Source organism: Desulfofundulus thermocisternus DSM 10259 (assembly GCF_000686645.1).
GTDB classification, from domain to species: Bacteria; Bacillota; Desulfotomaculia; order Desulfotomaculales; family Desulfovirgulaceae; genus Desulfofundulus; species Desulfofundulus australicus.
Window position 1 is genome coordinate 102,641 of sequence record NZ_JMLG01000005.1, and the last position, 23,741, is coordinate 126,381.

Annotated in this window: 20 protein-coding genes; 3 read left to right on the forward strand and 17 right to left on the reverse strand. The window is 53.8% G+C overall.

Going from position 1 to position 23,741, the window contains the following annotated elements; genetic code table 11:
• Positions 1 to 9: 9 nt before the first annotated feature.
• Both nth and BR83_RS0106420 read right to left on the reverse strand, forming a co-directional pair.
• Positions 10 to 699, reverse strand: a complete 690-nt coding sequence (nth, locus tag BR83_RS0106415; RefSeq protein ID WP_051617974.1) for an endonuclease III — start codon at positions 697 to 699, stop codon at positions 10 to 12.
• On the reverse strand, positions 696 to 1,124 hold the full coding sequence (locus tag BR83_RS0106420) for a CoA-binding protein (protein ID WP_027356385.1): 429 nt from the start codon (positions 1,122 to 1,124) through the stop codon (positions 696 to 698). The genes nth and BR83_RS0106420 overlap by 4 nt, the downstream gene beginning before the upstream one ends.
• A 249-nt stretch (positions 1,125 to 1,373) precedes the next feature.
• On the opposite strand from BR83_RS0106420, the gene BR83_RS0106430 reads away from it, so the two are divergent.
• Together BR83_RS0106430 and BR83_RS0106435 are read left to right on the forward strand one after the other, a co-directional pair.
• Positions 1,374 to 2,129 carry a DUF4912 domain-containing protein gene (locus BR83_RS0106430; RefSeq protein ID WP_027356386.1) on the forward strand — a complete coding sequence of 252 codons (756 nt, stop codon included), beginning with the start codon at positions 1,374 to 1,376 and terminating at the stop codon, positions 2,127 to 2,129.
• A gap of 18 nt (positions 2,130 to 2,147) precedes the next feature.
• Positions 2,148 to 3,755 carry a glycoside hydrolase family 57 protein gene (locus tag BR83_RS0106435; protein WP_027356387.1) on the forward strand — a complete coding sequence of 536 codons (1,608 nt, stop codon included), beginning with the start codon at positions 2,148 to 2,150 and terminating at the stop codon, positions 3,753 to 3,755.
• A gap of 29 nt (positions 3,756 to 3,784) precedes the next feature.
• On the opposite strand, the gene BR83_RS0106440 is transcribed toward BR83_RS0106435, so the two are convergent.
• From BR83_RS0106440 to nifV, 5 genes are all read right to left on the reverse strand, one after another.
• Positions 3,785 to 6,250, reverse strand: a complete 2,466-nt coding sequence (locus tag BR83_RS0106440; RefSeq protein ID WP_027356388.1) for a sugar phosphate nucleotidyltransferase — start codon at positions 6,248 to 6,250, stop codon at positions 3,785 to 3,787.
• Positions 6,251 to 6,298: 48 nt separating this feature from the next.
• On the reverse strand, positions 6,299 to 7,546 hold the full coding sequence (locus BR83_RS0106445) for a glycosyltransferase family 4 protein (protein ID WP_027356389.1): 1,248 nt from the start codon (positions 7,544 to 7,546) through the stop codon (positions 6,299 to 6,301).
• Positions 7,547 to 7,672: 126 nt separating this feature from the next.
• Positions 7,673 to 8,047, reverse strand: a complete 375-nt coding sequence (locus BR83_RS0106450) for a carbohydrate-binding protein (protein WP_027356390.1) — start codon at positions 8,045 to 8,047, stop codon at positions 7,673 to 7,675.
• A 146-nt stretch (positions 8,048 to 8,193) separates the two neighbouring features.
• The gene (locus BR83_RS0106455; protein WP_027356391.1) at positions 8,194 to 9,195 is read right to left on the reverse strand and encodes an isocitrate dehydrogenase (NAD(+)); all 1,002 of its coding nucleotides are present in this window, start codon (positions 9,193 to 9,195) and stop codon (positions 8,194 to 8,196) included.
• Between the two features lie 109 nt (positions 9,196 to 9,304).
• On the reverse strand, positions 9,305 to 10,471 hold the full coding sequence (nifV, locus tag BR83_RS0106460) for a homocitrate synthase (RefSeq protein WP_051617977.1): 1,167 nt from the start codon (positions 10,469 to 10,471) through the stop codon (positions 9,305 to 9,307).
• A 412-nt stretch (positions 10,472 to 10,883) separates the two neighbouring features.
• Here nifV and BR83_RS0106470 point away from each other — a divergent pair, with 412 nt between their 5' ends.
• Positions 10,884 to 12,134: an L-lactate MFS transporter gene (locus BR83_RS0106470; protein WP_027356394.1), complete on the forward strand. Its 1,251-nt coding sequence runs from the start codon at positions 10,884 to 10,886 to the stop codon at positions 12,132 to 12,134.
• 29 nt (positions 12,135 to 12,163) lie between these two features.
• On the opposite strand, the gene gatB is transcribed toward BR83_RS0106470, so the two are convergent.
• From gatB to hisH, 10 genes are all read right to left on the reverse strand, one after another.
• Positions 12,164 to 13,612, reverse strand: coding sequence for an Asp-tRNA(Asn)/Glu-tRNA(Gln) amidotransferase subunit GatB (gene gatB / locus BR83_RS0106475; RefSeq protein ID WP_027356395.1), 1,449 nt, complete (start codon positions 13,610 to 13,612; stop codon positions 12,164 to 12,166).
• Positions 13,613 to 13,627: 15 nt separating this feature from the next.
• The gene (gene gatA / locus BR83_RS0106480; protein ID WP_027356396.1) at positions 13,628 to 15,085 is read right to left on the reverse strand and encodes an Asp-tRNA(Asn)/Glu-tRNA(Gln) amidotransferase subunit GatA; all 1,458 of its coding nucleotides are present in this window, start codon (positions 15,083 to 15,085) and stop codon (positions 13,628 to 13,630) included.
• Between the two features lie 13 nt (positions 15,086 to 15,098).
• Positions 15,099 to 15,380, reverse strand: coding sequence for an Asp-tRNA(Asn)/Glu-tRNA(Gln) amidotransferase subunit GatC (gene gatC, locus BR83_RS0106485; RefSeq protein ID WP_027356397.1), 282 nt, complete (start codon positions 15,378 to 15,380; stop codon positions 15,099 to 15,101).
• A 109-nt stretch (positions 15,381 to 15,489) separates the two neighbouring features.
• A complete protein-coding gene (gene ligA / locus BR83_RS0106490; RefSeq protein WP_027356398.1) occupies positions 15,490 to 17,502 on the reverse strand; it encodes an NAD-dependent DNA ligase LigA in 2,013 nt (670 codons plus the stop codon).
• Between the two features lie 27 nt (positions 17,503 to 17,529).
• Positions 17,530 to 18,390 carry a lipid II flippase Amj family protein gene (locus BR83_RS0106495; protein WP_027356399.1) on the reverse strand — a complete coding sequence of 287 codons (861 nt, stop codon included), beginning with the start codon at positions 18,388 to 18,390 and terminating at the stop codon, positions 17,530 to 17,532.
• Between the two features lie 64 nt (positions 18,391 to 18,454).
• The gene (gene pcrA, locus BR83_RS0106500) at positions 18,455 to 20,632 is read right to left on the reverse strand and encodes a DNA helicase PcrA (RefSeq protein ID WP_027356400.1); all 2,178 of its coding nucleotides are present in this window, start codon (positions 20,630 to 20,632) and stop codon (positions 18,455 to 18,457) included.
• Between the two features lie 159 nt (positions 20,633 to 20,791).
• On the reverse strand, positions 20,792 to 21,586 hold the full coding sequence (hisI, locus tag BR83_RS0106510) for a phosphoribosyl-AMP cyclohydrolase (RefSeq protein ID WP_027356401.1): 795 nt from the start codon (positions 21,584 to 21,586) through the stop codon (positions 20,792 to 20,794).
• 40 nt (positions 21,587 to 21,626) lie between these two features.
• Positions 21,627 to 22,388, reverse strand: coding sequence for an imidazole glycerol phosphate synthase subunit HisF (gene hisF / locus BR83_RS0106515; RefSeq protein ID WP_027356402.1), 762 nt, complete (start codon positions 22,386 to 22,388; stop codon positions 21,627 to 21,629).
• The gene (hisA, locus tag BR83_RS0106520) at positions 22,382 to 23,128 is read right to left on the reverse strand and encodes a 1-(5-phosphoribosyl)-5-[(5-phosphoribosylamino)methylideneamino]imidazole-4-carboxamide isomerase (RefSeq protein ID WP_027356403.1); all 747 of its coding nucleotides are present in this window, start codon (positions 23,126 to 23,128) and stop codon (positions 22,382 to 22,384) included. Before hisA ends, hisF begins: the two co-directional genes overlap by 7 nt.
• Positions 23,122 to 23,733: an imidazole glycerol phosphate synthase subunit HisH gene (hisH, locus tag BR83_RS0106525; RefSeq protein ID WP_027356404.1), complete on the reverse strand. Its 612-nt coding sequence runs from the start codon at positions 23,731 to 23,733 to the stop codon at positions 23,122 to 23,124. The genes hisA and hisH overlap by 7 nt, the downstream gene beginning before the upstream one ends.
• Positions 23,734 to 23,741: the final 8 nt, after the last annotated feature.

Sequence of the window (23,741 nt, forward strand, 5' to 3'; positions counted from 1 at the left end):
AAAGCTTGTTCAGGTGGTAACCCTCTTTTCCTGTATACTCCTGCTTGGGCATAAATAGGCCAGGGGGCAGTTGCCGCACCGGGGGCGGCGGGCGGTGCAGATAACCCGTCCATGGGCGATAAGCTGGTGGTGAAACGCCCGGCGGGCATTTTCCGGAATAATGGCCAGCAATTCTTCCTCGGTTTTTTCGGGAGTTCTGGCCCGGGCCAGGCCTAGACGGTGACTGACTCTAAAGACGTGGGTATCCACCGGAAGGGTGGGCTGACCAAAGGCCACATTCAGCACCACATTGGCGGTTTTACGGCCTACTCCAGGAAGAAGTTCCAGCTCTGCCAGATTTTGAGGAACCCGGGAGTTATATTTTTCCACCAGTATGCGACTGGCAGCTATGATGTGCTTGCTTTTACTCCTGTATAACCCACACCCTTTAATTTCCCGGGCCAGTTCTTCAGGAGTTAATAAGGCGAAATCCCGGGGTTCACGATAACGTTTAAAAAGTTTTTCCGTAATTTTATTAACCTGCCGGTCCGTAGTTTGAGCAGAAAGCATGGCTGCCACCAGTAGTTGAAAGGGCGTTTCAAAACGAAGAGCTGTTCCCGCATCGGGGTAAGTCCGGGATAATACAGCCAGAATTTCTTCCACCCGGGCCGCCCCGTTTGTTTTTTCTTCCCGCAGGTTTTTTAAAAAAGAACCTGTCAACGGCTGTTATCCCCCAGCAGGCGACGGTGCTCAACCATCAAGCAGCGGTCCATGACCACCGTCAGTCCATGGGCACGTGCTTTCCGGGCAGCCTCCAGGTGTACTACACCCAGTTGCAGCCAGATTACCGGCTGGAAGTTAAGTTCCAGTACGGCTTCAATAACCTGCGGGACCTCTTCTGGCCGCCGGAAGACATTAACTATGTCTACGGGATATGGTATGGCCCGGAGTTCCGGGTAAGCTTTTTCACCCAGGGTTTCACTGATTCCGGGGTTAACCGGTATAATTTCGTATCCATGCTCCTTCATATAACTGGCCACCCGGTAGCTGTCTTTTTCCGGCTTGCTGGACAGGCCAACCACAGCTATTCGCCGGCTCTTTGCCAGTATCTCCCTGATAACGGTATCACCGGGGTTTTCAAACACAAAAGCCACCTCACTTTTATGCACTGATCTAATTATTAATTATATCTTAAGTTTGGCCTTCTTTTGAAATAAGTTTAAACAAGCAAAAGGAATAAAGAAAAAACTTAAGATGAAAATTTATGCAGATCATACTCATTTTAAGTTCATAAATCCCGGCATCAGGGCAATAATAAAAAAAGCTTTTATACGCTCCTTTCTTTTTCACCCACTCCTGCACCGGTGTTATCTACGCTAAAAGGAGGTTCTTCCATGAGCGCTGTAGCTCCGCTCTTTTTCGGGATCGCCCTGGTGGTCCTGTTGCTGGTTATTTTTTTATGGATTCCCCGGCGCAAAGCGGTCCAAAAGGCGGAACCCGCGGAAAAATTCATCCCCCCCCTTTTTACCGAAGAGGTTGCTGAAGAACTGGCTTTACCTGTCCCTTCAGCAGCCGAACCGTCACCACCGCCGGTCCCTGAATTACCCGCCCGCTACGGGGTGGATCGCCTGGTACTTATGGTCCGGGACCCGTACTGGCTCTACGCCTACTGGGAGATAACTGCCACCCGTCAGGAAGAATTTAATGCTACTTACGGACCCCGGGCATGGAATATTACCCGTCCAGTTTTAAGGGTTTATGATGTTACGGGGGTTGCTTTTAACGGATCCAATGCCAACAGTTTCGTGGATATTAACGTCCCGGAAGAAGTGGACAACTGGCATATACCCGTAGGTCAACCCAACCGTTCCTTCTGCGTGGACCTGGGCCGCATGTTTCCCGATGGGCGTTTTGTAACTCTTCTGCGCTCCAATGTGGTAACCACCCCCAGGTCAACCCTTTCAGAATGCCTGGATGAAGAATGGATGTGGATCGAAGAAGTATACAGGTCCTATCGATTCCAGTTTGGTGTCAGCTCACCCATGCTGTTCCATGAAGCAGCAGGCCGGGCAGCAGCGGTTCCCCTGGGGATAAGTTCTCCCGGATTTGGACCTCCGGTGCCGGAACCAGAAGCGGAAATTAAGGATTAAAGGAGGTACCGGCTAAAGATGGCCAAAGGATACCTGGCCCTGGTCTTGCATGCCCATTTACCCTTTGTGCGCCACCCGGAACATGAACATTTCCTGGAAGAGCGGTGGCTGTATGAAGCCATTACCGAAACCTATGTACCCCTCCTGCACGTATTCGAACGTCTGGTGAGGGATGGTATACCCTTTCGCCTTACCATCTCCCTTTCGCCCACGCTGGTTTCCATGTTAACCGATCCTTTACTGCAGGAGCGTTATTCACGCCATCTGGGGCAATTAATGGAACTGGCAGATAAGGAAGTAGAACGCACACGAAACACTCCCTTTCATGAAACCGCGTTAATGTACCAGAAAATGTTCCGGGAAATTGCCCATACCTATCATCATGTTTATGGCCGCAACCTGGTTCAGGGATTCCGGCGCTTTCAGGAGTTGGGCCGTCTGGAGGTTATTACCTGCGCGGCCACCCATGGTTACCTGCCCCTGCTCATGATTAATCCAGAAGCAGTAAGGGCACAAATTGCCGTAGCCGTGGACCTGCACCGCCGGCATTTTGGTGCACCTCCCCGGGGACTCTGGCTACCCGAGTGTGCCTATGGACCGGGCATTGATCGTTTTCTTAAAGAATTCGGTATCCGTTATTTCTTTACCGACACCCATGGTGTTTTATTTGCTTCCCATCGTCCCCGTTACGGTGTTTTTGCGCCCATCTACTGCCCTTCGGGAGTGGCCGCCTTCGGCCGGGATGTGGAGTCTTCCAAGCAGGTCTGGAGCGCCCAGGAAGGTTACCCCGGTGATTTTGATTACCGGGAATTTTACCGTGATATTGGCTTCGACCTGGATTATGATTATATCAAGCCCTATATTCATCCTGACGGTATAAGGGTACATACCGGTATCAAATACTACCGCATTACCGGACGGACAAACCATAAAGAACCCTATGTACCGGACTGGGCACGGGAAAAAGCCGCTATTCACGCGGGAAATTTTATGTTCAACCGGGAACTGCAGATTAAATATCTCAGCCAGCATATGGACAGACCACCCATAATTGTAGCGCCATATGATGCGGAACTTTTTGGCCACTGGTGGTTTGAAGGTCCCCTGTGGCTTGAATTTCTCATCCGAAAAATCCATTTTGATCAGGATACGGTGGAGTTGATTACTCCCGGCGACTACCTGCAGCGTTTCCCCTGTAACCAGGTGGCCAGGCCCTGCCCATCCAGCTGGGGGAATAAGGGATACAATGAAGTCTGGCTGTGTCAGGCCAACGACTGGATTTACCGTCATTTACACATGGCCGCTTCCAGGATGGTTGAGCTGGCCAATATGTATCACAATGCACAGGGGGTCCTGCGCAGGGCTTTAAATCAGGCGGCCCGGGAACTGCTTCTGGCACAGGGAAGTGACTGGGCTTTTATAATGAGTACGGGCACGATGGTTGATTATGCGGTAAGGCGAACCAAAACCCACCTGTCCAATTTCCTGCGCCTGTATGAAGAAATTAAGGGACAGCGTATAGATGAGGGCTGGTTATCCTGGCTGGAATACGCCAACAATATTTTCCCCGACATCGATTACGCCTGGTACCGTACCAGAAAGGAAGACATGATGGTTGCCGGATAAAAAATCCCCGCTAAAAAGCGGGAATTTTTTTATCCGGTAGCTTCAACGGAACCTGCAATTTTACTAATTTTATCAATATAAAAATCGCTTAAGGAGCGGGCAATTTCCATGGTCGCCCCTTCAGTGAATATCCGGCAAACCGGTTCATCGGGGTCGGGGAGCACCAGCGCCCATCCCTGGGGATGAAAGACCTTCACCCCATCCAGCAATTCCATCTGTGCCGCAGGGGGATCTTCTATGAGGCGACGGATAACCCTGCCTTTTGCCTCCCAGGGTACCGGTACTTCCTTCTGGTCCATAAAAAAGACCGGGATCTCATCAACCAGCTCGCCCAGGGTTTTTCTCTTCTTAGCAGTAAACTCCAGAATACGGGTCAGGGCTCCCAGGGCATCAAAATTAAGTAAAAATTGAAATTCGCCCTGCCCCAGGACTTTTTCTACAAAATCACAAATTGCTGTTTTGGTCCGAATGACCTGTCCCCGATACTTTTCAGCCAGCGCATCAACCGCCCGGGGTGCTGTAACCGGGACCACCACCGGCCCTCCCCGTGCCTTGAGAGTTATCAGTGCTAACAGGGCGGTGAGCAGGTTATCCTGGATCACCCGGCCCCGTTCGTCTACCAGTACCAACCGGTCGCCGTTGGCATCCAGGAATGCTCCAGCGGCAGCACCAATTTCCGGTACCCGCCGGCCTAAAATGGACAGAATTTCCTGGTAGTTGTTTTTATGGAAAGTCATGCCCCCCGGCAGGTCCAGGTTCTCCACATAAACGCCCAGTCTCCCCGTTAAATCCTTTAGATACTGGCCCAGATTATTCTGGTCGCAGGCTACTACCAGCCGGAATTGCGCCTTCTCCAGCGCTACCCGGTCAAGATCCCGTACCAGGGCTTCAAGATAACTTTCGCCAATGGTGCAGGCGAACTCGGGAGGAAGTATGGCCTGTGGTTCAGCCCGGTAAAAGTCTTCCCGCATAAGCAGGTTTTCTACCTTTCGCTCCATACTGCGGGAAATATTTCCTCCTTTGTCGTTAAGAAAAACGAGAGTTACTTGTTCAGGACGATAGGAGGAAAGTTTAACATGTACCCCTCCAGCCAGATCCAGCTGGCGCACTGCAAAGCGGTGCATGGGGGTAATTCCGGTACCCAGCTCCACCACCTGTGCACCGGCCGACTGTAAACCACAGATCAGGGCATTTTTAATCATTTGTGAAGCTGGAGAAGCATCGCTACTGACAGCCAGCCGTACCCCCCGTCTCCCCATGGCCGAGGCAAAGGCCGCCCCCACCCGGCAGGCAAATTCCGGTGTCAGTTCCACATTTACCAGCCCGCTAATGCCTTCAAGGCCGAAGATTTTCTTCGGGCAGCGCGTACCCCATACCAGACTGTTCTGAACCACGGTACCGCTTTCCACCAGTTTGCTGGGCCATAATTTTACGTCCGGCTTTATGACACTGCGTTCCTGAATTATCGAATCACTACCTATTACTGCTCCTTCATAGACCGCAGCGCCAGCCCGTACCTGCACCCGGCTGGCCAGGATAGCCCCCCGGAGAGCAGATCCCGCTCCTATATAAACGTTATTCCATAGAACGCTGCGCTTTATAGAAGCCCTTTCCTGGATCAGGCAGCCATTTCCCAGGACACTGAAAGGCTCAATTACCGCCCCGGGTCCAACATAACAACCGTCCCCAATCAGGACAGGACCTTGAATACGGGCGCTGGTGCTGATATCAACCCCGTCGCCTGCCCAGACCCCCGGCTGCAGTTCCCTGCCCGGCATGGTAATTTTAACGCGACCCGAAAGAACATCCTGGTGAGCCTGCAAATACTGTTGCAGATTGCCTATATCACACCAGTAGCCGGGAAGTACTACCCCAAATAAGGGTTTCTTTTCCCCTAACAGTAAGGGAAAAAGATCCTTGCTGAAGTCAACCATACGCCCGGCTTCTATGTACTCCAAAACCTCAGGCTCCAGGATATAAATTCCTGTATTGACTGTATCACTGAAGACCTCCCCCCAGGCAGGTTTTTCAAGGAACTGGACAATGCGCCCCTCCGGCGTGGTAATAACCACACCGTATTCCAGGGGACAGCTGACCCGGGTGAGCACAATGGTAGCCATGGCCCCCCGCTGGCGGTGAAATTCGACAGCCCGGGACAAATCCAGATCGGTGAGGGCATCCCCGCTAATTACCAGGAAGGTTTCATCCAGAAAATCCTGGGCATTCTTTACACTGCCAGCAGTACCCAGGGGTGAATCTTCAATAAAATACTGCATATTAATTCCATACCGCGCGCCACTGCCGAAGTAATCTCGGATGGCTTCCGGCATGTACTGCAGGGTTACTGCCACCTCGGTGAAACCATGGGCTTTTAGCAGGTTTACTATATGCCACATCATGGGCCGGTTGGCCAGTGGAACCATTGGTTTGGGCCGGTTACAGGTAAGAGGACGAAGGCGAGAACCTTCTCCCCCGGCCATAATGACTGCTTTCATTAAATCCCTCCTAATTCTAAAGATTTTATAAACCGCTCTTTTACCCGGTTAGGCCCGGGCAAAAAGCCTGGACATGCGAGAAAATAAACGATTACCGCGCGAATAGGGACCATACCAGGGAACGCGGCGGTATTCATTCCAGACCTGCTGGTATACCCGCCTGGTGGCCTGGGCGATATCGTGCCAGTTGAATTTTTCCAGAACCTTGCGGTAAGCTCGCTGGCGCAGATTTTGGGCCAGCTGGCGGTCCTTTAACAACCAGACGATCATATCAGCCAGGGAACGGCTGTTACCGGGATAAAATTTCAGCCCGTCCACTCCATGTTCCACTATTTCGCTCAAACCACCGGTATCTGCCACCACCACCGGGGTTTTGGCGGCCATACCCTCCAGGGCGACAATGCCAAAGGGCTCATAAAGGCTCGGGAAAACAGCCACGTCGGCCCAGCTGTAAAGAGTATTGCGCACTTCATCATCAATATATCCGGTAAAATAAACCCGCTGGGCTATTCCCAGGTTAACGGCCTGCCGGTGCAGCTCCTCTGCGTAAGGGCCTTTACCCGCGATAATGAATTTGGTTTGCGGGTGCCGGCTTAAAATTTGCGGAGCAGCATCCAGAAGGACCTGTACACCTTTTTCCCGTACCAGGCGTCCCACATAAAAAACAATGCTCTCGTCGGGAGCAGCAAATTGATCCCTGGTTACCCTTATGGTCCGGGTGCTGAAATTGGCCGGATTAACCCCATTTACGATAACCTGGATCTTATCTTCCGGCACCTGAAAAACATGGCGCACTTCATTTTTCATGTACTGGCTGCAGCAGATTACCTTCCAGGCCTCGTAAGTCAGCCACCATTCTATATCACTGATATGTCGCTGGATGTCGTTATGCAGGCCGCAATTGCGGCCATATTCGGTGGCATGAATGGTGGCCACCAGGGGCAGCCGCCAGGCATGTTTTAAAGCCCGGGCTGCATATGCCACCAGCCAGTCATGGGCATGAATGATATGCACTCCTCCCAGTTCGGAAAAAAGCGGTATGGCCCGTTCCAGCATGGCTATGTTCAACTGAGCAACCCAGGTAACAAAATGGGGGGCAGATATCTGGTAGTTTTGAAAGCGATGCACGTGTACACCGTTAACCTGCTCGTAATCGGGAACACCCGGAGCACCACAGGTGAGCACATGCACCTCTTCCCCGATTCCCGCAAGGGCACTGGACAGGTCGTAAACATGCTGGGCCAGCCCCCCCACAGATCGGGGCGGGTATTCCCATGAAAGCATCAGGATACGCAAAAAGCTTTTCCCTCCCCGGTTTGTTATTTGCTTTTTAATTAAAATGAAATCCCTACCGGGCTCCGGCGGTAGGGATTCAGGGCATGGTTAAAATCGGCGGGAACCTTTAAGCTTTTCTCCTGGAGGTCAAATATTGCGCTGGCCGTTATGGATTTCAAAGCTCCAGTTGAGCCCGTTATTGTTATCCCAGTTATAGGCATTGTCCCGGAAACAAAAATTGAAACGGCTTTCATCGGGCATTTCCAGCGTTTTTACAAAACCCCAGCCGGTGCGGGACATACGTAAATCCTGAACGTTGTGCCAGTTACGGGGGTCCCCGAATCCTACATGCAGGTAAACCTGTTCGGCGCCGCTTTTGGCCAGCAGCCCATTGTAAAATACCGTAATCTCATCGTAAGCTGTTATCGGAGTGGGATCCACCACAACCCCATCGGGAAAGTCAGCATCATGCATGGCTTTCAGTCGCCCTTCACCTTCACCGAAATTGCTCGGGTGTGCCAAAAACATCACCTCCTGGCTGTAACGGTAAACGCGGAATCAGGCCACAGGCTTATTATTATGCCGGCCGAAAATTTTTATGCATTGGCCATAAAAAAAGCCGGAAACCAGCGATAGCTGGCTTCCGGCACCTTTAATATGGTAATTTATTACTGCATCTTGCTTATAATAGCGTCGGCCATTTCACTGGTGCTGGCGCTGCCCCCCAGATCATAAGTCAGTGTTTTCCCTTCACGCAGTACGGCCAGCACGGCCGAGTATATGCGCTCAGCGGGTTCATTTTCACCCAGGTGCTGCAGCATCATAACTCCGGATAAAATCATGGCCAGGGGATTAATGCGATTCTTGCCGGCATGCTTGGGAGCACTGCCGTGGACGGGTTCAAATACAGCTACATCCCGGCCGATATTTGCCCCCGGGGCGATACCAAGCCCGCCCACCAGGCCGGCACAGAGATCGCTGACAATATCACCATAAAGGTTAGGTAACACAAGAACGTCGTAGTTTTCAGGGGACTGGACCAGTTTCATACACATGGCGTCCACGATCATATCTTCAAAAACGATATCCGGGTACTCGCCGGCCACCTTTCTAGCGCATTCCAGGAAAAGGCCGTCCGTTAACTTCATTATATTGGCCTTATGAACAGCAGTAACTTTTTTGCGCCCCTGTTTGCGTGCCAGATCAAAGGCAAAGCGTGCAATGCGCTCTGATGCCCGGCGGGTAATGATTTTAATACTTTCTGCCGCATCGTCGCCCACCCGGTGTTCAATGCCCGCATAAAGATCTTCCGTGTTTTCCCTTACCACCACCAGGTCCACATTCTGGTAACGGGTATTAATCCCCGGCATGGTGCGGGCAGGGCGCACGTTGGCGTAAAGGTTTAGTTCCTGGCGCAGAGTGACATTGACACTCCGGAAACCGCCGCCCACAGGGGTGGTAATTGGACCCTTAAGAGCCACCCGGTTCCGGCGGATGGACTCCAGCACATATTCCGGTAAAGGAGTACCATACCGGGGAATTAAAGCTTCCCCGGCTTCAACCACTTCCCATTCGATATTTACCCCGCTGGCGTCGATAACCCGGCGTGCGGCCCGGGCTATTTCAGGACCCACGCCATCACCGGGAATTAAGGTTACTTTATGTGCCACTGCTTGGTAACCTCCCAGGTATAGTCCCTCTACTTTTTCGTCAATCCTGCCGGATAATCCACCAGTTACTAACCGGAGATAGGATGGACCCGTTTCATGATCGGATCCATCAATTCTTTCCAAAATAATCTTCATAAATATACATGAGCTCCTTGTCAAAAAGAGGCCGCTTTAAAGCCACACAGTAGGAGCGAACCTTGGCCAGAAGTTCCTGGGCGCGAAACTCACTTAAATGAATACCATACTCGGCAAACTTGGCCTTTAAAGCTGCCGTGCCGGAGTGTTTGCCGATAACTATCTGGCGCTCCAGACCCACCTCTTCCGGCTGGAAAGCCTCATAAGTTTTCGGGTTCTTCAAAGCGCCATCGGCGTGAATACCCGATTCATGGGCAAACATGTTGGAACCTACAATGGCCTTCCAGGCCGGCAGCTCCCGCCCGGAAGCCCGCGATACATATTCAGCAATTTCCCGGAACATTTCAGTTTTAAACCCAAGATCGATACCCATCAGGTGTTTTAGCGCCATGACCACTTCCTCGAGGGCAGCATTTCCTGCCCGCTCACCCAGGCCGATCACAGTAACCCCCACATGGGTAGCACCGGCCCTCACGCCGGCCAGGGCATTGGCGGTGGCCATACCAAAGTCATTGTGTGTATGCATCTCTATATCTATATCTACATTCTTAAGTATGGTCTGGATCCGTTCATAAGTGGTAAAGGGATCCAGGATCCCCACGGTATCACAGTAACGCAGCCGGTCGGCACCGGCCTCCTTGGCTGCCCTGGCGAACTGGATCAGGAAGTCCATATCGCTGCGGGATGCATCTTCAGCATTGACGGAAATATACATCCCTTCTTTTTTAGCAAATTCCACGGCTTTCACCATTTGCTCCAGCACCCATTCCCGGCTGGTTTGCAGTTTATATTTGATGTGGATATCCGAAGTAGAAATAGAAATGGCCACGGCGTCTACCCCGCAGGCCAGGGAGGCTTCGATATCTTTGATTACCGGGCGGTTCCAGCCCATTATGCTGGCTTTAAGGCCCGCCCTGCAAATCTCCTTAATGGCTTCCATCTCGTCGCCGCCCATTACGGGGATACCCGCTTCAATCTGGTGGACGCCAATCTCATCCAATAATTTGGCTATACGTACTTTCTCCCGGTTGGCAAAGACCACTCCTGCCGTTTGCTCGCCGTCCCGCAGGGTAGTATCAACAATGATTATTTTTTTCTGTTCACTTTTCCCGGTCGCATTTTCTGCCAATTTTTCATTCATTTTCCTCACCCCTGTTCTAGCGTAGCACATTGCGACACAAAATTATACAGATTTAATCATATCATGAAATCAGCCAGCTGAAAAGCATTTCTTTATAATGTTCATTAAATCTGGCGAAGCAATTCCTCCCGGCGGCAATTCTGTGACACCCAGCGGTCAAAATCCGGCCGCGGTTAGAAAGCCATAACCTGTCAAAGTCATTCTTATTTATCTGAACATAAAGAAAACCATTCAATCTATGGTTTTGTCTGTTGCCGGAAAATTTATGTTCTCTAACGGTCAAAGAAAGTAAAATAAAGAGAAAGGCGGAGGTATGCCGCAGGGGGGATGCTATGGCCGGCAAAAGAGCAAAAGGTTTAGTGAAAAGCAGTAATTGAAAATTTAGAAATTTGAAATAATGGAGGTGCATACTATGAATCAGCCCAATCAACCCAGTGTAGCACGGGCCTGGGCAGTCACCTTTGCCGGTATGGGCATAAACCTGGCCCTGGGTGTCTTATACACGTGGAGCGTTTTTGCCGCTGCATTGATAGACCAGTTGAACTGGACCAAAACCCAGTCCCAGTTCCCTTACACCCTGGCCTGCGTCATGTTCGCCCTGTTCATGGTCCCGGCAGGCCGGATGGTGGATAAGTTCGGCCCCCGGCTGGTTGCTACAATTGGTGGCATCCTGGCGGGAGCAGGTATGATCATCTCGGGAGTTACCCAGTCCCTGGTGGGTATAACCATTGGTTTCGGGCTTATCGTCGGTGCCGCCCTGGGGTTTGGATACGGCGCTCCCACCCCGGCAGCGGTAAAATGGTTCCAGCCCCATAAAAAAGGATTGATCTCCGGGCTGGTAGTGGCCGGTTTCGGCCTGGCTTCAGTTTACACCGCCCCTCTAACCAAATATTTCCTTACCAATTATGGAATATCCAGGACCTTTATTTACGAAGGAATTATCTTCTTTGCCGTAATCATTATTCTGGCTCAGGTGCTTACTTTTCCACCCCCGGGTTATGTACCTTACGGCGGCCCGCCTCCTGCTACCAGGGCAGCTTCAGCAGCCAGCTCCAAGTACGATTTCAGCCCCCGCGAAATGCTGGCCACACCCCAGTTTTACCTGCTCTGGTTAATGTTCTGCTTTGCAGCATCGGCGGGACTGCTCATCATTGGACACCTGGCCAAGATTGCCCAGATCCAGGGGGGAATTGACTGGGGCTTCCTGCTGGTAGCCGTCCTGGCCGTTGCCAATGCCGGTGGTCGTATCCTGGCGGGGTGGTTAAGCGACCGCCTGGGCCGGACCAACACCATGCTCCTGGTTTTTGCCATCCAGGCGGCCAACATGCTGCTCTTTGCCTCTTATAAGAGTGCGGTTACCCTGTTTATAGGTTCAATTCTCACCGGAATTGCTTATGGAGCCAACCTTTCCCTCTTCCCGTCAGCTACTTATGACTATTTCGGGTTGAAGAATGCGGGCATTAACTATGGCCTGGTCTTTACCGCCTGGGGCGCCGGCGCCCTGATTGGACCGATCATTGCAGGACGGGCGGCAGACCTGACCGGTGGCTATAATGCCAGCTACCTGATCTCCGCTGCCCTGCTGGTGGTAGCCGCCATCCTCAGCTTTGTCACCAAACCCCCTGTAAAACCGGTATCCGATGGGCAGGCAGTAAAAGCATGAACCGGGGCGGGTTTCCACCCGCCCCTTGCTCACGACTGGGAGTGAATTTTTTCCCTGAGCAGGCGGTTGACCAGCTCCGGGTTGGCCTTGCCCCGGGTGGCCTTCATTACCTGGCCCACCAAAAAGCCAAAGGCCCGATCCTTTCCTTTCAGGTAGTCCTCCACCACCTTGGCGTTGCTGGCCAGTACTTCATCCACCACAGCAGCAATGGTCCCCTCGTCGGTAATCTGCACGAGCCCCTTCTCCTGTACAATCTGTTCCGGGTCCTTGCCGGTGGCAAACATCTCTTCAAAAACCGTTTTGGCTATCTTCCCGCTGATGGTACCCCTGTCCATCAGCTTGAGCATGTCGGTCAGCTGCCGTGGCGAAACCTTACATTGGGTAATATCCATATTGTGGGCATTCAACAGGCGCGAGAGGTCTCCCATCATCCAGTTGCTGACCGCCTTGGCGTTGGGATAAAGGGCCACACACTCCTCAAAATAATCGGCCATTTCCTTGGTGGCGGTAAGTACGGTGGCATCATAAGCCGGCAGATCGTAGCGTTTGATGTAGCGGTTGCGCCGCTCGTCGGGAAGTTCGGGTAGTGTAGCCCTGATTTCCTCCACCCAGCGGCGGTCAATGATCAGGGGTACCAGGTCCGGCTCGGGGAAGTAGCGGTAATCGTGGGCCTCTTCCTTGCTGCGCATGGGCAGGGTTACCCCTTTACTCTCATCCCAGGTACGGGTTTCCTGGATGATGCGGCCGCCTTCCTCAAGGACGGCAATTTGCCGTTCCACTTCGTAAGCCAGGGCCCGCTGCAGGGCTTTAAAGGAATTCATATTTTTAATTTCCGTTTTGGTTCCGAACTCGCGGCTTCCTTTGGGACGTACGGATACGTTGGCATCGCAGCGTAATGATCCTTCCTCCATTTTGCAGTCGGAAACCCCGGTATACTGGATAATGGTCTTCAATTTTTCCAGGTAAGCCCTGGCCTCCTCGGGAGAGCGCATGTCCGGCTCGGAGACTATTTCAATGAGCGGTACCCCGGTGCGATTATAGTCCACCAGGGAATAGGGAGAAGTGGCAATGGTACCCTGGTGGATCAGCTTTCCCGCATCCTCTTCCATGTGGATGCGGGTGATACCTATTCGCTTGGTCTGCCCGTTCACTTCAATGTTCAGGTAGCCGTTTCTGGCCAGGGGCAGGTCATACTGGGATATCTGGTAATTTTTAGGTAAATCCGGGTAATAGTAGTTTTTACGGTCGAACTTGGAGTACTCTGCAATTTCGCAGTTCAGGGCCAGGGCCGCCCTGATAGCGTATTCCAGCACTTTTTTATTTAAAACCGGCAGCACTCCCGGCAATCCCAGGCAAACCGGGCAGACATGGGTATTGGGATCTCCACCAAATTCCGTCGAAGACGGGCAAAAAATCTTGCTTTTGGTTTTTAACTCCACATGTACTTCCAGACCGATAATGGTTTCATATTCAGTCAAGGCTTGCTTCCCTCCCTATAGAGACGGCCGGCGGCGGTTATAATCCGCATGCTGCTCGAAAGTGTAAGCTACCCGCAACAGGGTGCCCTCATCGAAGGGCTTGCCAATTAACTGCATGCCTACGGGTAAGCCGTCCACAAACCCGGCCGGAATAGATATTCCGGGTATGCCGGCCAGGTTTACCGCCAGAGTGCAGATGTCAGACATGTACATCTGAAGGGGATCATCCATTTTTTCTCCCCGTTTAAAAGCTGGAGTCGGGGTAGTAGGAGCCAGGAGCACATCAAACTTTTCAAAGGCCCGATCAAAATCCTGCTTGATCAAGGTGCGAACCTTTAGAGCCTTCAAGTAATAAGCATCATAATAGCCTGCAGAGAGGGCGTATGTACCCAGCATGATGCGCCGCTTGACTTCCGGACCAAAACCCCGGCTGCGGGTCTTCATAAACATGTCCACCACATCCCGGGCGTCTTCCGCCCGGTAGCCGTAACGGACCCCGTCATAGCGAGCCAGGTTGGAACTGGCTTCCGCCGTGGCAATCAGGTAGTAGGCAGGCAGGGCATAACGGCTGTGGGGCAGGGTAGTTTCTTCGATTTCCGCTCCCAGGGAAGCCAGCAATTTTAAAGCCTGTCCCACAACCTCTTTTACAGCCGGGTCAATGCCTTCCCCCATATATTCCCGGGGCACGCCAATTTTCAGACCCTTTACGTCATCCTTCAAGCAGGACGTGAAGTCGGGAACATCACCCGGTGCCGAAGTGGAATCCAGGGGATCGTGCCCGCTAATGGCGTTCAGCATCAGAGCGCAGTCGGTAACATCCCGGGTAAAGGGACCAATTTGATCCAGAGAAGAAGCAAAGGCCACCAGCCCATAACGGGAAACTGCTCCATAGGTGGGTTTCAAGCCGATTACCCCGCAAAACGCGGCCGGCTGGCGGATGGAACCTCCCGTGTCGGAACCAATGGCGGTAATGGCTTCTCCAGCCGCTACCGCTGCGGCAGAACCGCCACTTGACCCTCCCGGCACCCTTTCCAGGTCCCAGGGATTGGCGGTGGCAAAGAAACCCGAATTTTCCGTGGAAGAGCCCATGGCAAACTCGTCCATATTGGTTTTTCCCACCATTACCGTCCCGGCGGCCTCCAGCTTTTCCACCACCGTAGCATTATAGGGGGGTACGAAATTGTAGAGCATCTTAGAAGAACAGGTGGTACGAATACCGCGGGTACATATGTTATCCTTGATGGCTACCGGGATACCGGCCAGGGGTGGGATCTCCTCGCCGGCAGCAATCTTACGATCGATTTCCTGCGCCCGGGTAAAGGCCCTTTCCCTGGTCAGGGTTACATAGGCTTTGACTTTTTCTTCCACGGCATCAATACGGTCAAAAACGGCGCGGCAGATTTCTTCGGCACTGACTTCCTTTTTTAGGAGCAAATCGTGCAGTTCGTGGGCGGTGAGGTAATATAACTCCAACAGGACTCCCTCCTTATACTATCCGCGGCACTTTGAAGAATTGTCCTTCCGTTTCCGGAGCGTTGGCCAGCACTTCATCGGGTGGCAGGTGTTCGCCCACTTCATCTTCCCGCCAGACATTTTTCAAGTGCAGTACGTGTGCGGTGGGTGGTACATCATCGGTGTTAAGCTCGTTAAGCACCTGGGCGTATTCCAGGATAGCGTCCAGCTGTTTGGTATACATTTGCTTTTCTTCTTCGCTCAATTCCAGGCGGGCCAGAAGGGCCACATGCTCCACGTCCTTGATGGTTATCATACCAGCACCTTCCTTAATTTTAAGACTTTAAATGACCATATTATAGCGCCCCGTGGGGGTGGTTGCAACTTTGACTGTTCCATCGCCCTCATGAATTCCTACTCAAATTTTACATGGCCTGCTCCACCAGGCGGCGGAAGTCTTCTTCCCGCAGGATGGGGATGCCCAGGGCCAGGGCCCTCTCATATTTACTACCAGGCTCCTCTCCCACCACCACGTAATCGGTTTTCCTGCTCACACTGGAGCTTACGCGCCCGCCCAGGCGCTCAATCAGTTCCCGGGCTTCCTGCCTGGTAAAGTGCTCCAGCGTGCCGGTAAGGACAAAAACTTTCCCCGCCAGGGGCTTGTACCCGGGTTCGTCAACCACCTCCTCACGGGTATTGACACCGGCAGCCACCAGCTTTTCCAGCACCCGGCGGTTTTGTTCCTGGGCAAAGAAGGTAAGGATGCTATCAGCAATTTTGGGTCCGATTTCCGGAATTGCCAGCAATTCTTCCCGGGTAGCCCGGCAGAGCCGATCCAGGGAACCGAAACGCCGTGCCAGAATGCGGGCGGCCCTTTCCCCCACGTGACGGATGCCAAGGGCGAAAATCAGGCGGTAAAGAGGGTTGGACTTGCTCTTTTCAATGGCCTCCAGGAGGTTTTGTGCCGATTTTTTACCCAGGCGTTCCAGGGGTACCAGATCTTCCAGGCGCAGGGCGTAAAGATCCGCCGGATCCCGTACCAGCCCGGCTGCCAGCAACTGGCCAATCACTGCCGGCCCGAGGCCGGCAATATCCATGGCGTTGCGGGAAACAAAATGCAGCAATCCTTCCCTCAGCCGGGCCGGGCAGGCGATATTGGTACAGCGGGTTGCCACCTCCCCCGGCGGGCGTACGACTTTTGCACCGCACTCGGGACAATGGTGAGGCATGACAAAAGGTTTTTCGTCCCCGGTTCGCTCTTCCGGGATTACCGCAACCACTTCCGGGATTATATCGCCGGCTTTCTGAACGATTACCATGTCTCCAATTCGAATGTCTTTCTCCCTGATTATATCTTCGTTATGCAGTGTAGCGCGGCTGACGGTGGTGCCGGCCAGGCGAACCGGTTTTAGAATGGCAGTAGGAGTCAGTACTCCGGTACGTCCCACCCGCAGGATGATATCCTGCACTCTGGTTCTGGCCTGTTCGGCCGGAAATTTGAAGGCAACGGCCCAGCGGGGACTTTTCATGGTGGCCCCTAACCGGGCCTGCTGCTCCAGGGAATTAACTTTTATAACCAGGCCGTCAATAACATAAGGAAGGTTGAAACGCTCTTCCTGCCACCGGCTGCAGTAATCTATAACTGCTTCAATATCGGGCAGAAGGCGGTAGTGAGGATTAACGGGAAAACCCAGTTCCTTGAGCAGGGAGAGAACTTCAGCGTGGGTATGTACATCAACTCCTTCCACTTCCCCGAGGCCGTAAGCAAAGATGCTCAGCTGGCGGGAAGCCGTTACGGCCGGGTCCAGCTGGCGCAGGCTGCCTGCAGCAGCGTTACGCGGGTTGGCAAAAAGGGGCTCTCCCGCTTCCTCCCGGGCCTCATTCAGGTGCCTGAAGGCATCCTTGGACATGTACACTTCTCCCCGTACTTCCAGCAGGGGTACGGTTTGACGCAGGCGCAGGGGAACAGCACGAATGGTTTTCAAGTTGGCAGTAACATCCTCGCCCGTTTCCCCGTCCCCCCGGGTGGCCCCGGCAACCAGCTGGCCGTTTTCATAGCGCAGGGAAACGGCCAGCCCGTCTATTTTCAGCTCCACCACATATTCCACCCTCTCCCCGGGCAGGGAAGAACGCACCCGGCGGTCAAAGTCCCGCAATTCTCCTTGATCAAAAGCATTGGCCAGGCTGAGCATGGGGATGCGGTGGCGAACGGTGGTAAAGCCTTCCCGGGGCTTCCCCCCCACCCGCTGGCTGGGTGAGTCGGGAGTGACCAGGGAGGGGTACTTGCCTTCCAGCTTAATCAGTTCCCGCATCAGGGCGTCGTAACGTTCATCGGAAATTGCCGGATCATCCAGGACGTAATAACGGTAATTGTGGTATTCAATTTCCCGGCGCAACTCTTCAATCCGCCGGCGGGCTTTTTCCAAGGCGCTGTCCAAAAATACACCCCCCAAGAGAAACCGGATTCAGGTAATCAGCTCGGCAACAAAACGGATCAGCAGAGCCCCGGGAATAAAAAGCACCTGGGCTAAAAGGGTACCTGCCAGTCTGGTTAAGGCCAGGTAAACAGCCATTTGCTTTACATCAGCCTCCGGGCGCACCCCGCGCATGGCCTGGTCGGTAATCATGGCTGCCGTGGGATCCACCACAGTGGCCGCCAGAACAGCGGCCACGCCGTTCACAATCCCCGAAGTAAGGGTGGCCGTAGAGCGGAACTGGGGTATTAATGCCCCTGCATACAGGGCTGATAGCACGCCGGTAGTCCAGATGCCGGTGATTAATATGTTGGCCAGCAGAAAGTAACGCGGTATTTTCAACGGCCCCCGCAGGGCATCCCGGAAATGGCCCGCCCCGGGTAGCTTAACCTTCCTGGCCATGGCTAAAAGCTGCCGCGGGGATACGATCATTTTATAAATCATCCGCGGTACAGAACCCAGATCCTCCAGGAGCATAATCCCCCGGGTGAATACACTGACAAAGGTGGGTATCAAAAGCCCCCCCATAATGGTTCCCCCGGTGGCAGCCAGGATAACCAGGCGGATTTCCATATTCAACCTGGACAGCTGGGCCTGGTAATAGGGGTCGGCCAGGAGATTCCCCCCTCCCGCATGTTTTAAGCCGGCATTAATGGCATGTTCAACAATGGAGGACATCAGGGGGGCCTGAATTAAATTTGCTGTGCTGGCAATCAGAAAGATTACCTGGAAAAGAGAGAGAGCCGTGGCCAGACGCTGGGTGCGGACACCGGCCAGGCGAACGGAATAAATGAGAGTGTTAATCATATGAATAATGGCCGTCAGCAGGGCCACAATCAGCAGCCGGGTCATTTAAAACCTCCATAGAAGTTTCGAGCATATCTATATTATTGCCCTCATGACTGCCGGGCAGACTTTAAAGCCGCTCCAGGGGAGCATAGCGGGCCAGAAGGGTTTTGGTACCCAGGTTGGGAAATTCCACCTGTAATTCTGCATTTTCCCCCTGTCCCCTGACATTGACCACCGTACCCTGGCCCCACTTCCGGTGCCTGACCCGGTCACCCGGGCTAAAGGCACAAACCTGACGGCGGGCCCTTTCTCCGGCCGCCATCCGGGACGGCCCGGCCCCTTTGGAGATGATCTGGACCCGGTCTGCCCCGTAACCGCCATCAAGGGGGTCATCGGCCGTAACCAGGTGTGGCGGTATCTCCTCCAGGAAGCGGGACGGGTCATTATGACGGGTAGCGCCATAAAGGGTGCGCTGCCAGCAGTGGGTTAAATAAAGCCTTTCCCTGGCCCGGGTAATGCCCACATAGCACAGACGCCTCTCCTCTTCCAGCTCCGCCGGCTCCACCAGGGACCGGGAATGAGGAAAAACCCCTTCCTCCATTCCTATAAGAAAGACCACCGGGAATTCCAGACCCTTGGCGCTGTGCAGGGTCATCAGCACCACCTGGTCGGCCTCCCCGTCGTAGCCGTCAATGTCGCTCACCAGGGACAGCTCGGCCAGGAAGGTGCTCAAATCCCGTTCCCCCTCCTGGCTGTCGAAAGCCCGGGTCACCGAGAGGAATTCCTTCAGGTTTTCCTGCCGGGTGCGGGACTCCACCGTATTATCAGCCAGAAGTTCCTGCCAGTACCCCGACCTCTGGAGCACTTCCCAGGCCAGGTCGGTTATATTTAACTTGCCCTGCTGTTCATAAAGCCAGCCGAAAAGACGGGCCAGTTCCAGGCAGGCCGCCCGCACGCTTCTGGTCAGGCCGGGAATTTCCTCCACCCTGGCCAGGGCTTCCAGAACCGGAATTTCCCTGGACGCGCTGAAGTCGAGCAGCCTTTTCAGGGAAGCCTCCCCGATACCCCGCCGGGGCACGTTGATGATGCGCCTCAAGCTTACCGTATCTGATGGATTGACCACCAGCCGCAGGTAGGCCAGCAGGTCCTTAATTTCCTTACGGTCATAGAAGCGCAGGCCGCCCACGATAGTATAGGGGATTCCCCGGTGCAGCAGGACTTCTTCCAGCACCCGGGACATGGCGTGGGTGCGGTAAAGCACCGCCATGTCCCGGTAGGGCACTCCCCGGCGGTGGAGCCGGGTAATGCGGTCGGCCACGTAATTGGCTTCGGCCCGCTCGTCATGGGCCAGGTAGACCACCACCGGGCTTCCCGCACCGGCAGCCGTCCAGAGCCTTTTTTCCCTGCGTCCCCGGTTGCGGCGGATAACGTGATTGGCAGCATCCAGAATGGTCTGGGTGGAACGATAATTTTGCTCCAGTTTAACGATCCTGGCATCGGGGTAATCCTTTTCAAAGTCCAGGATGTTCTGGATGTTCGCCCCCCGCCAGCTGTAAATACCCTGATCCGGATCCCCTACCACGCAGAGGTTACGGTGCTCCCGGGCCAGGAGGTTCACCAGCACGTACTGGGCGTGGTTGGTATCCTGATACTCGTCCACCAGGATGTAACGGAAACGGTTCTGATAGTAGCGCAGAACCGCGGAGTTTTCCTGGAAAAGGCGCACCGTGAGCATGATCAGGTCATCAAAATCCAGGGCATTATTGCGGAACAGCTTGTCCTGGTACAGGACGTAAATGCGGGCCACCTGCCGGGAAAAGAAATCCGAGGCTTCTTCCTGGTAGGCATCGGGATCCAGCAGTTTATTTTTCGCCCCGGAAATGGCTGCGGCTACAGACCGGGGCGGAAACTTTTTCTCGTCCAGGTTTAACTCTTTCAGGCAATCTTTAAGAACGGTCTGCTGATCATGCTCGTCGTAAATCACAAAATCACCGGCATAACCCAGAAAACGGGCTTGTGTACGCAGGATGCGCAGGCAGGCCGAATGGAAGGTGGAAACCCACAGGTCCCGGGCAGCATGGGGAACCATGGCCTCAACCCGCTCCTTCATTTCCCGGGCCGCTTTGTTGGTAAAGGTGATGGCCAGGATATGGTGGGGTTCCACCCCCTGCTGCAGGAGATAGGCGATACGGGTGGTCAACACCCGGGTTTTACCGCTGCCCGCCCCTGCCAGCACCAAAAGGGGGCCTTCCATGTGCTGTACCGCTTCCCTTTGCGCTGCATTTAAATTCTTAAGCAGATCCATTTTGGCGATCACTTCCCATCCAGGGTGCATTATACCACAGCCCCTGCCCTTCCGGTACCATCAAAAGAAAAACCCGGCGCATTTAGTAGCAAGACCGGGAAAAATTTTTTCATCAGGCCATAAGGCCCGTTACCAGCAACAAAACCAAACCTTATCCAATTAATCATCCTTCCGCCGCCCGGCCAGCTCGGCAAAAACCTCCGCCGGCGTTATCCCCTGCTCGGCCAGGACCACCAGCAAGTGGTAGAGAACATCGGCGCTTTCCTCAATAACCTCTTCCCTGTCCCGGTTTTTGGCCTCTATGATCAGCTCGGTGGTTTCTTCTCCCAGTTTTTCGAGCATTTTATCCAGGCCCTTGTTAAATAGTTTGGCGGTATAGGAACCGGGGGGGCGTTTCTCCTGCCGTTCTTTAATTACCCGGTACAATTCTTCCAGAATCCGGGCATCAACTGCTGTTTGATTTTCCTTGCCCTCTTCAGAGTCGTCCTGTGATTCCTTTTCCAGGGCAACAGGAGACGGGCTGCCGCCCTGTCCCGACTCCGAAAGGTCAGCCTCCGGCCGGGTTCCCAGGCCGTATACCTCCTCCGGGTCAAACTGCCGTTCTCCTATCACTTCCACCTGTCCTGTCTGCGGATTCAGGCGGTAGTGGAAGCAGGTGTAATAACCTTCGTGGCAGGCGGCTCCTGTTTGTTTGACCTTGACCAGAAGAGTATCCCGGTCGCAGTCATAGGTTATCTCCTGAACTTTCTGCACGTTCCCCGACGTTTCTCCCTTATGCCATAATTTTTGCCGGCTCCTGCTCCAGAACCAGGTTTCGCCGGTGGCCATGGTTTTTTCCAGCGCTTCCCTGTTCATATAGGCCATCATCAGCACGGTACCGGTACTGCCGTCCTGAATGATGGCCGGAATTAAACCATTGCGATCATACTTCAAGCACCCCGGATCAAAGGTCATTGTTTTTCCTCCTGTCCTCTTTCATCATAGTGTACCCCGATCAAGTCAGTCGCACGGGTACTCCCTTCTCTTTAAGATATTCCTTCACCTGCCGGATGGAATACTGGCCAAAGTGGAAAATGGAAGCCGCCAGGGCAGCATCGGCCTCACCGGCAGTCAGCACCTCGGCAATATGCTCCAGAGTACCCGCTCCACCGGAAGCTATTACCGGAATATTTACTGCCCTGGCCACAGCGCGGGTTAACTCCAGGTCATAACCGTCTTTTGTACCATCCCTATCCATACTGGTAAGCAGGATCTCCCCCGCACCCAATCCTTCTACCTGCCGGGCCCACTCCACGGCATCAATGCCGGTGGGTGTGCGCCCGCCGTGAATGTACACTTCCCATTTACCCGGTGCCACCTGGCGGGCATCAATGGCCACCACAATGCACTGGCTGCCGAATTTCTGGGCCGCATCCGCAACCAGACGGGGGTTTTTTACCGCCGCGGTGTTGATGGACACCTTGTCCGCTCCAGCAGATAAAATGGAACGGATATCCTCCAGGGAGCTTATTCCTCCTCCCACGGTGAATGGGATGAATACCTCCCCCGCCGTACGGTATACCATATCCAGAACCGTTTTACGGCCCTGGGCTGAAGCTGTGATATCCAGAAAGACCAGCTCGTCGGCCCCCTCCCGATCGTAAAAGGCGGCCAGCTCGACGGGATCCCCGGCATCCCGCAGGTTTATAAAGTTGGTTCCTTTCACTACCCGGCCATCGGTTACATCCAGGCAGGGAATAATACGCTTGGTCAACACACCTGCCCCTCCAATTCTTCACTGGTAATTTCCAGGGCATCCCGTAAATTAATGGCACCCTGGTAGAGAGCCTTGCCGATGATTACCGCTTCCACCCCTAGAGGCTCCATAGCTTTTAGTGCCCGCAGATCGGAAAGGCTGGAAACCCCGCCGGAAGCAATAATTTTCAATTGCGTGGACCGGGCTACTTCTTCTACTACGGCCAGGTTCGGGCCTTTAAGCGTCCCGTCCCGCCAGATATCGGTAAATACTACCCGTTTGATTCCCAGGCCTTTCATCTCGCTGGCCAGGTCCAGGGCATTCTTTTCTGCCGTGACTCCCCAACCTTCAATAGCCACCTTGCCGTTGCGGGCATCGATACCTACCACGATGGACTCCCCGTACCGGCTGCAGGCTTCCGCCACCAGGCCGGGATTGATAATTGCCACCGTGCCCAGGATGACGCGGGCAGCCCCCATTTCCAGCAATTGCTCGATTACCTTCATGTCCCGGATGCCTCCCCCCACCTGCACGGGTATGCGCACAGCTGAAAGGATACCCCGGATCATTTCCCAGTTTTTGGGCTCCCCGGTGAAAGCCCCATCCAGGTCCACCACATGCAGCCAGCGGGCCCCCTGATCCTCCCAGAGACGGGCTACAGCAACGGGATCATCGGAGTACACCGTTTCCCTGTCCAGCCGCCCCTCAACCAGTCGTACACATTTGCCTGCCCGCAGGTCAATTGCCGGGATAATCAACATTTGGCCACCAACTCCCCAAAGTTTTGCAAAATTTTTAGCCCCAGGGTGCTGCTCTTTTCCGGGTGAAACTGGATGCCAAAAACGTTACCCCGATTGACCATGGAGGTAAAGGGCTGCCCATAGGTAGTTACCCCCGCCACCAGGTCCTGTTCCCCCGGGTCCACATAATATGAATGTACGAAATAAAATTGCGCCCCATCGGAAATCCCCCGTGTTAAGGGAGTCTCCTTTTGAAAATATACGCTGTTCCACCCCATATGGGGAATTTTAACTCCCCAGCGGAGGCGGCGTACCCAGCCGGGGAAAATACCCAGCCCCGGCGTTGAGCCAAATTCCTCACTTATTTCAAACAGGAGCTGCAGCCCCAGGCATATACCCAGAAAAGGCTTACCCGCAGCAACCGCCTCTTTAACTGCCCGGTCCAGGCCGGCAGCTTTAAGATTTTCCATGGCGTCCCGGAAAGCCCCCACGCCCGGCAGGACTATCCCCCGGGCCTGTCCCACCCGGCCTGGTTCCTGTACCACCTCAGCCCTGTAACCTACTTTTTCAAAAGCTTTCTGCACGCTCCGCAGGTTTCCCATTCCATAATCAATAATAGCAATCAAAACTTTAC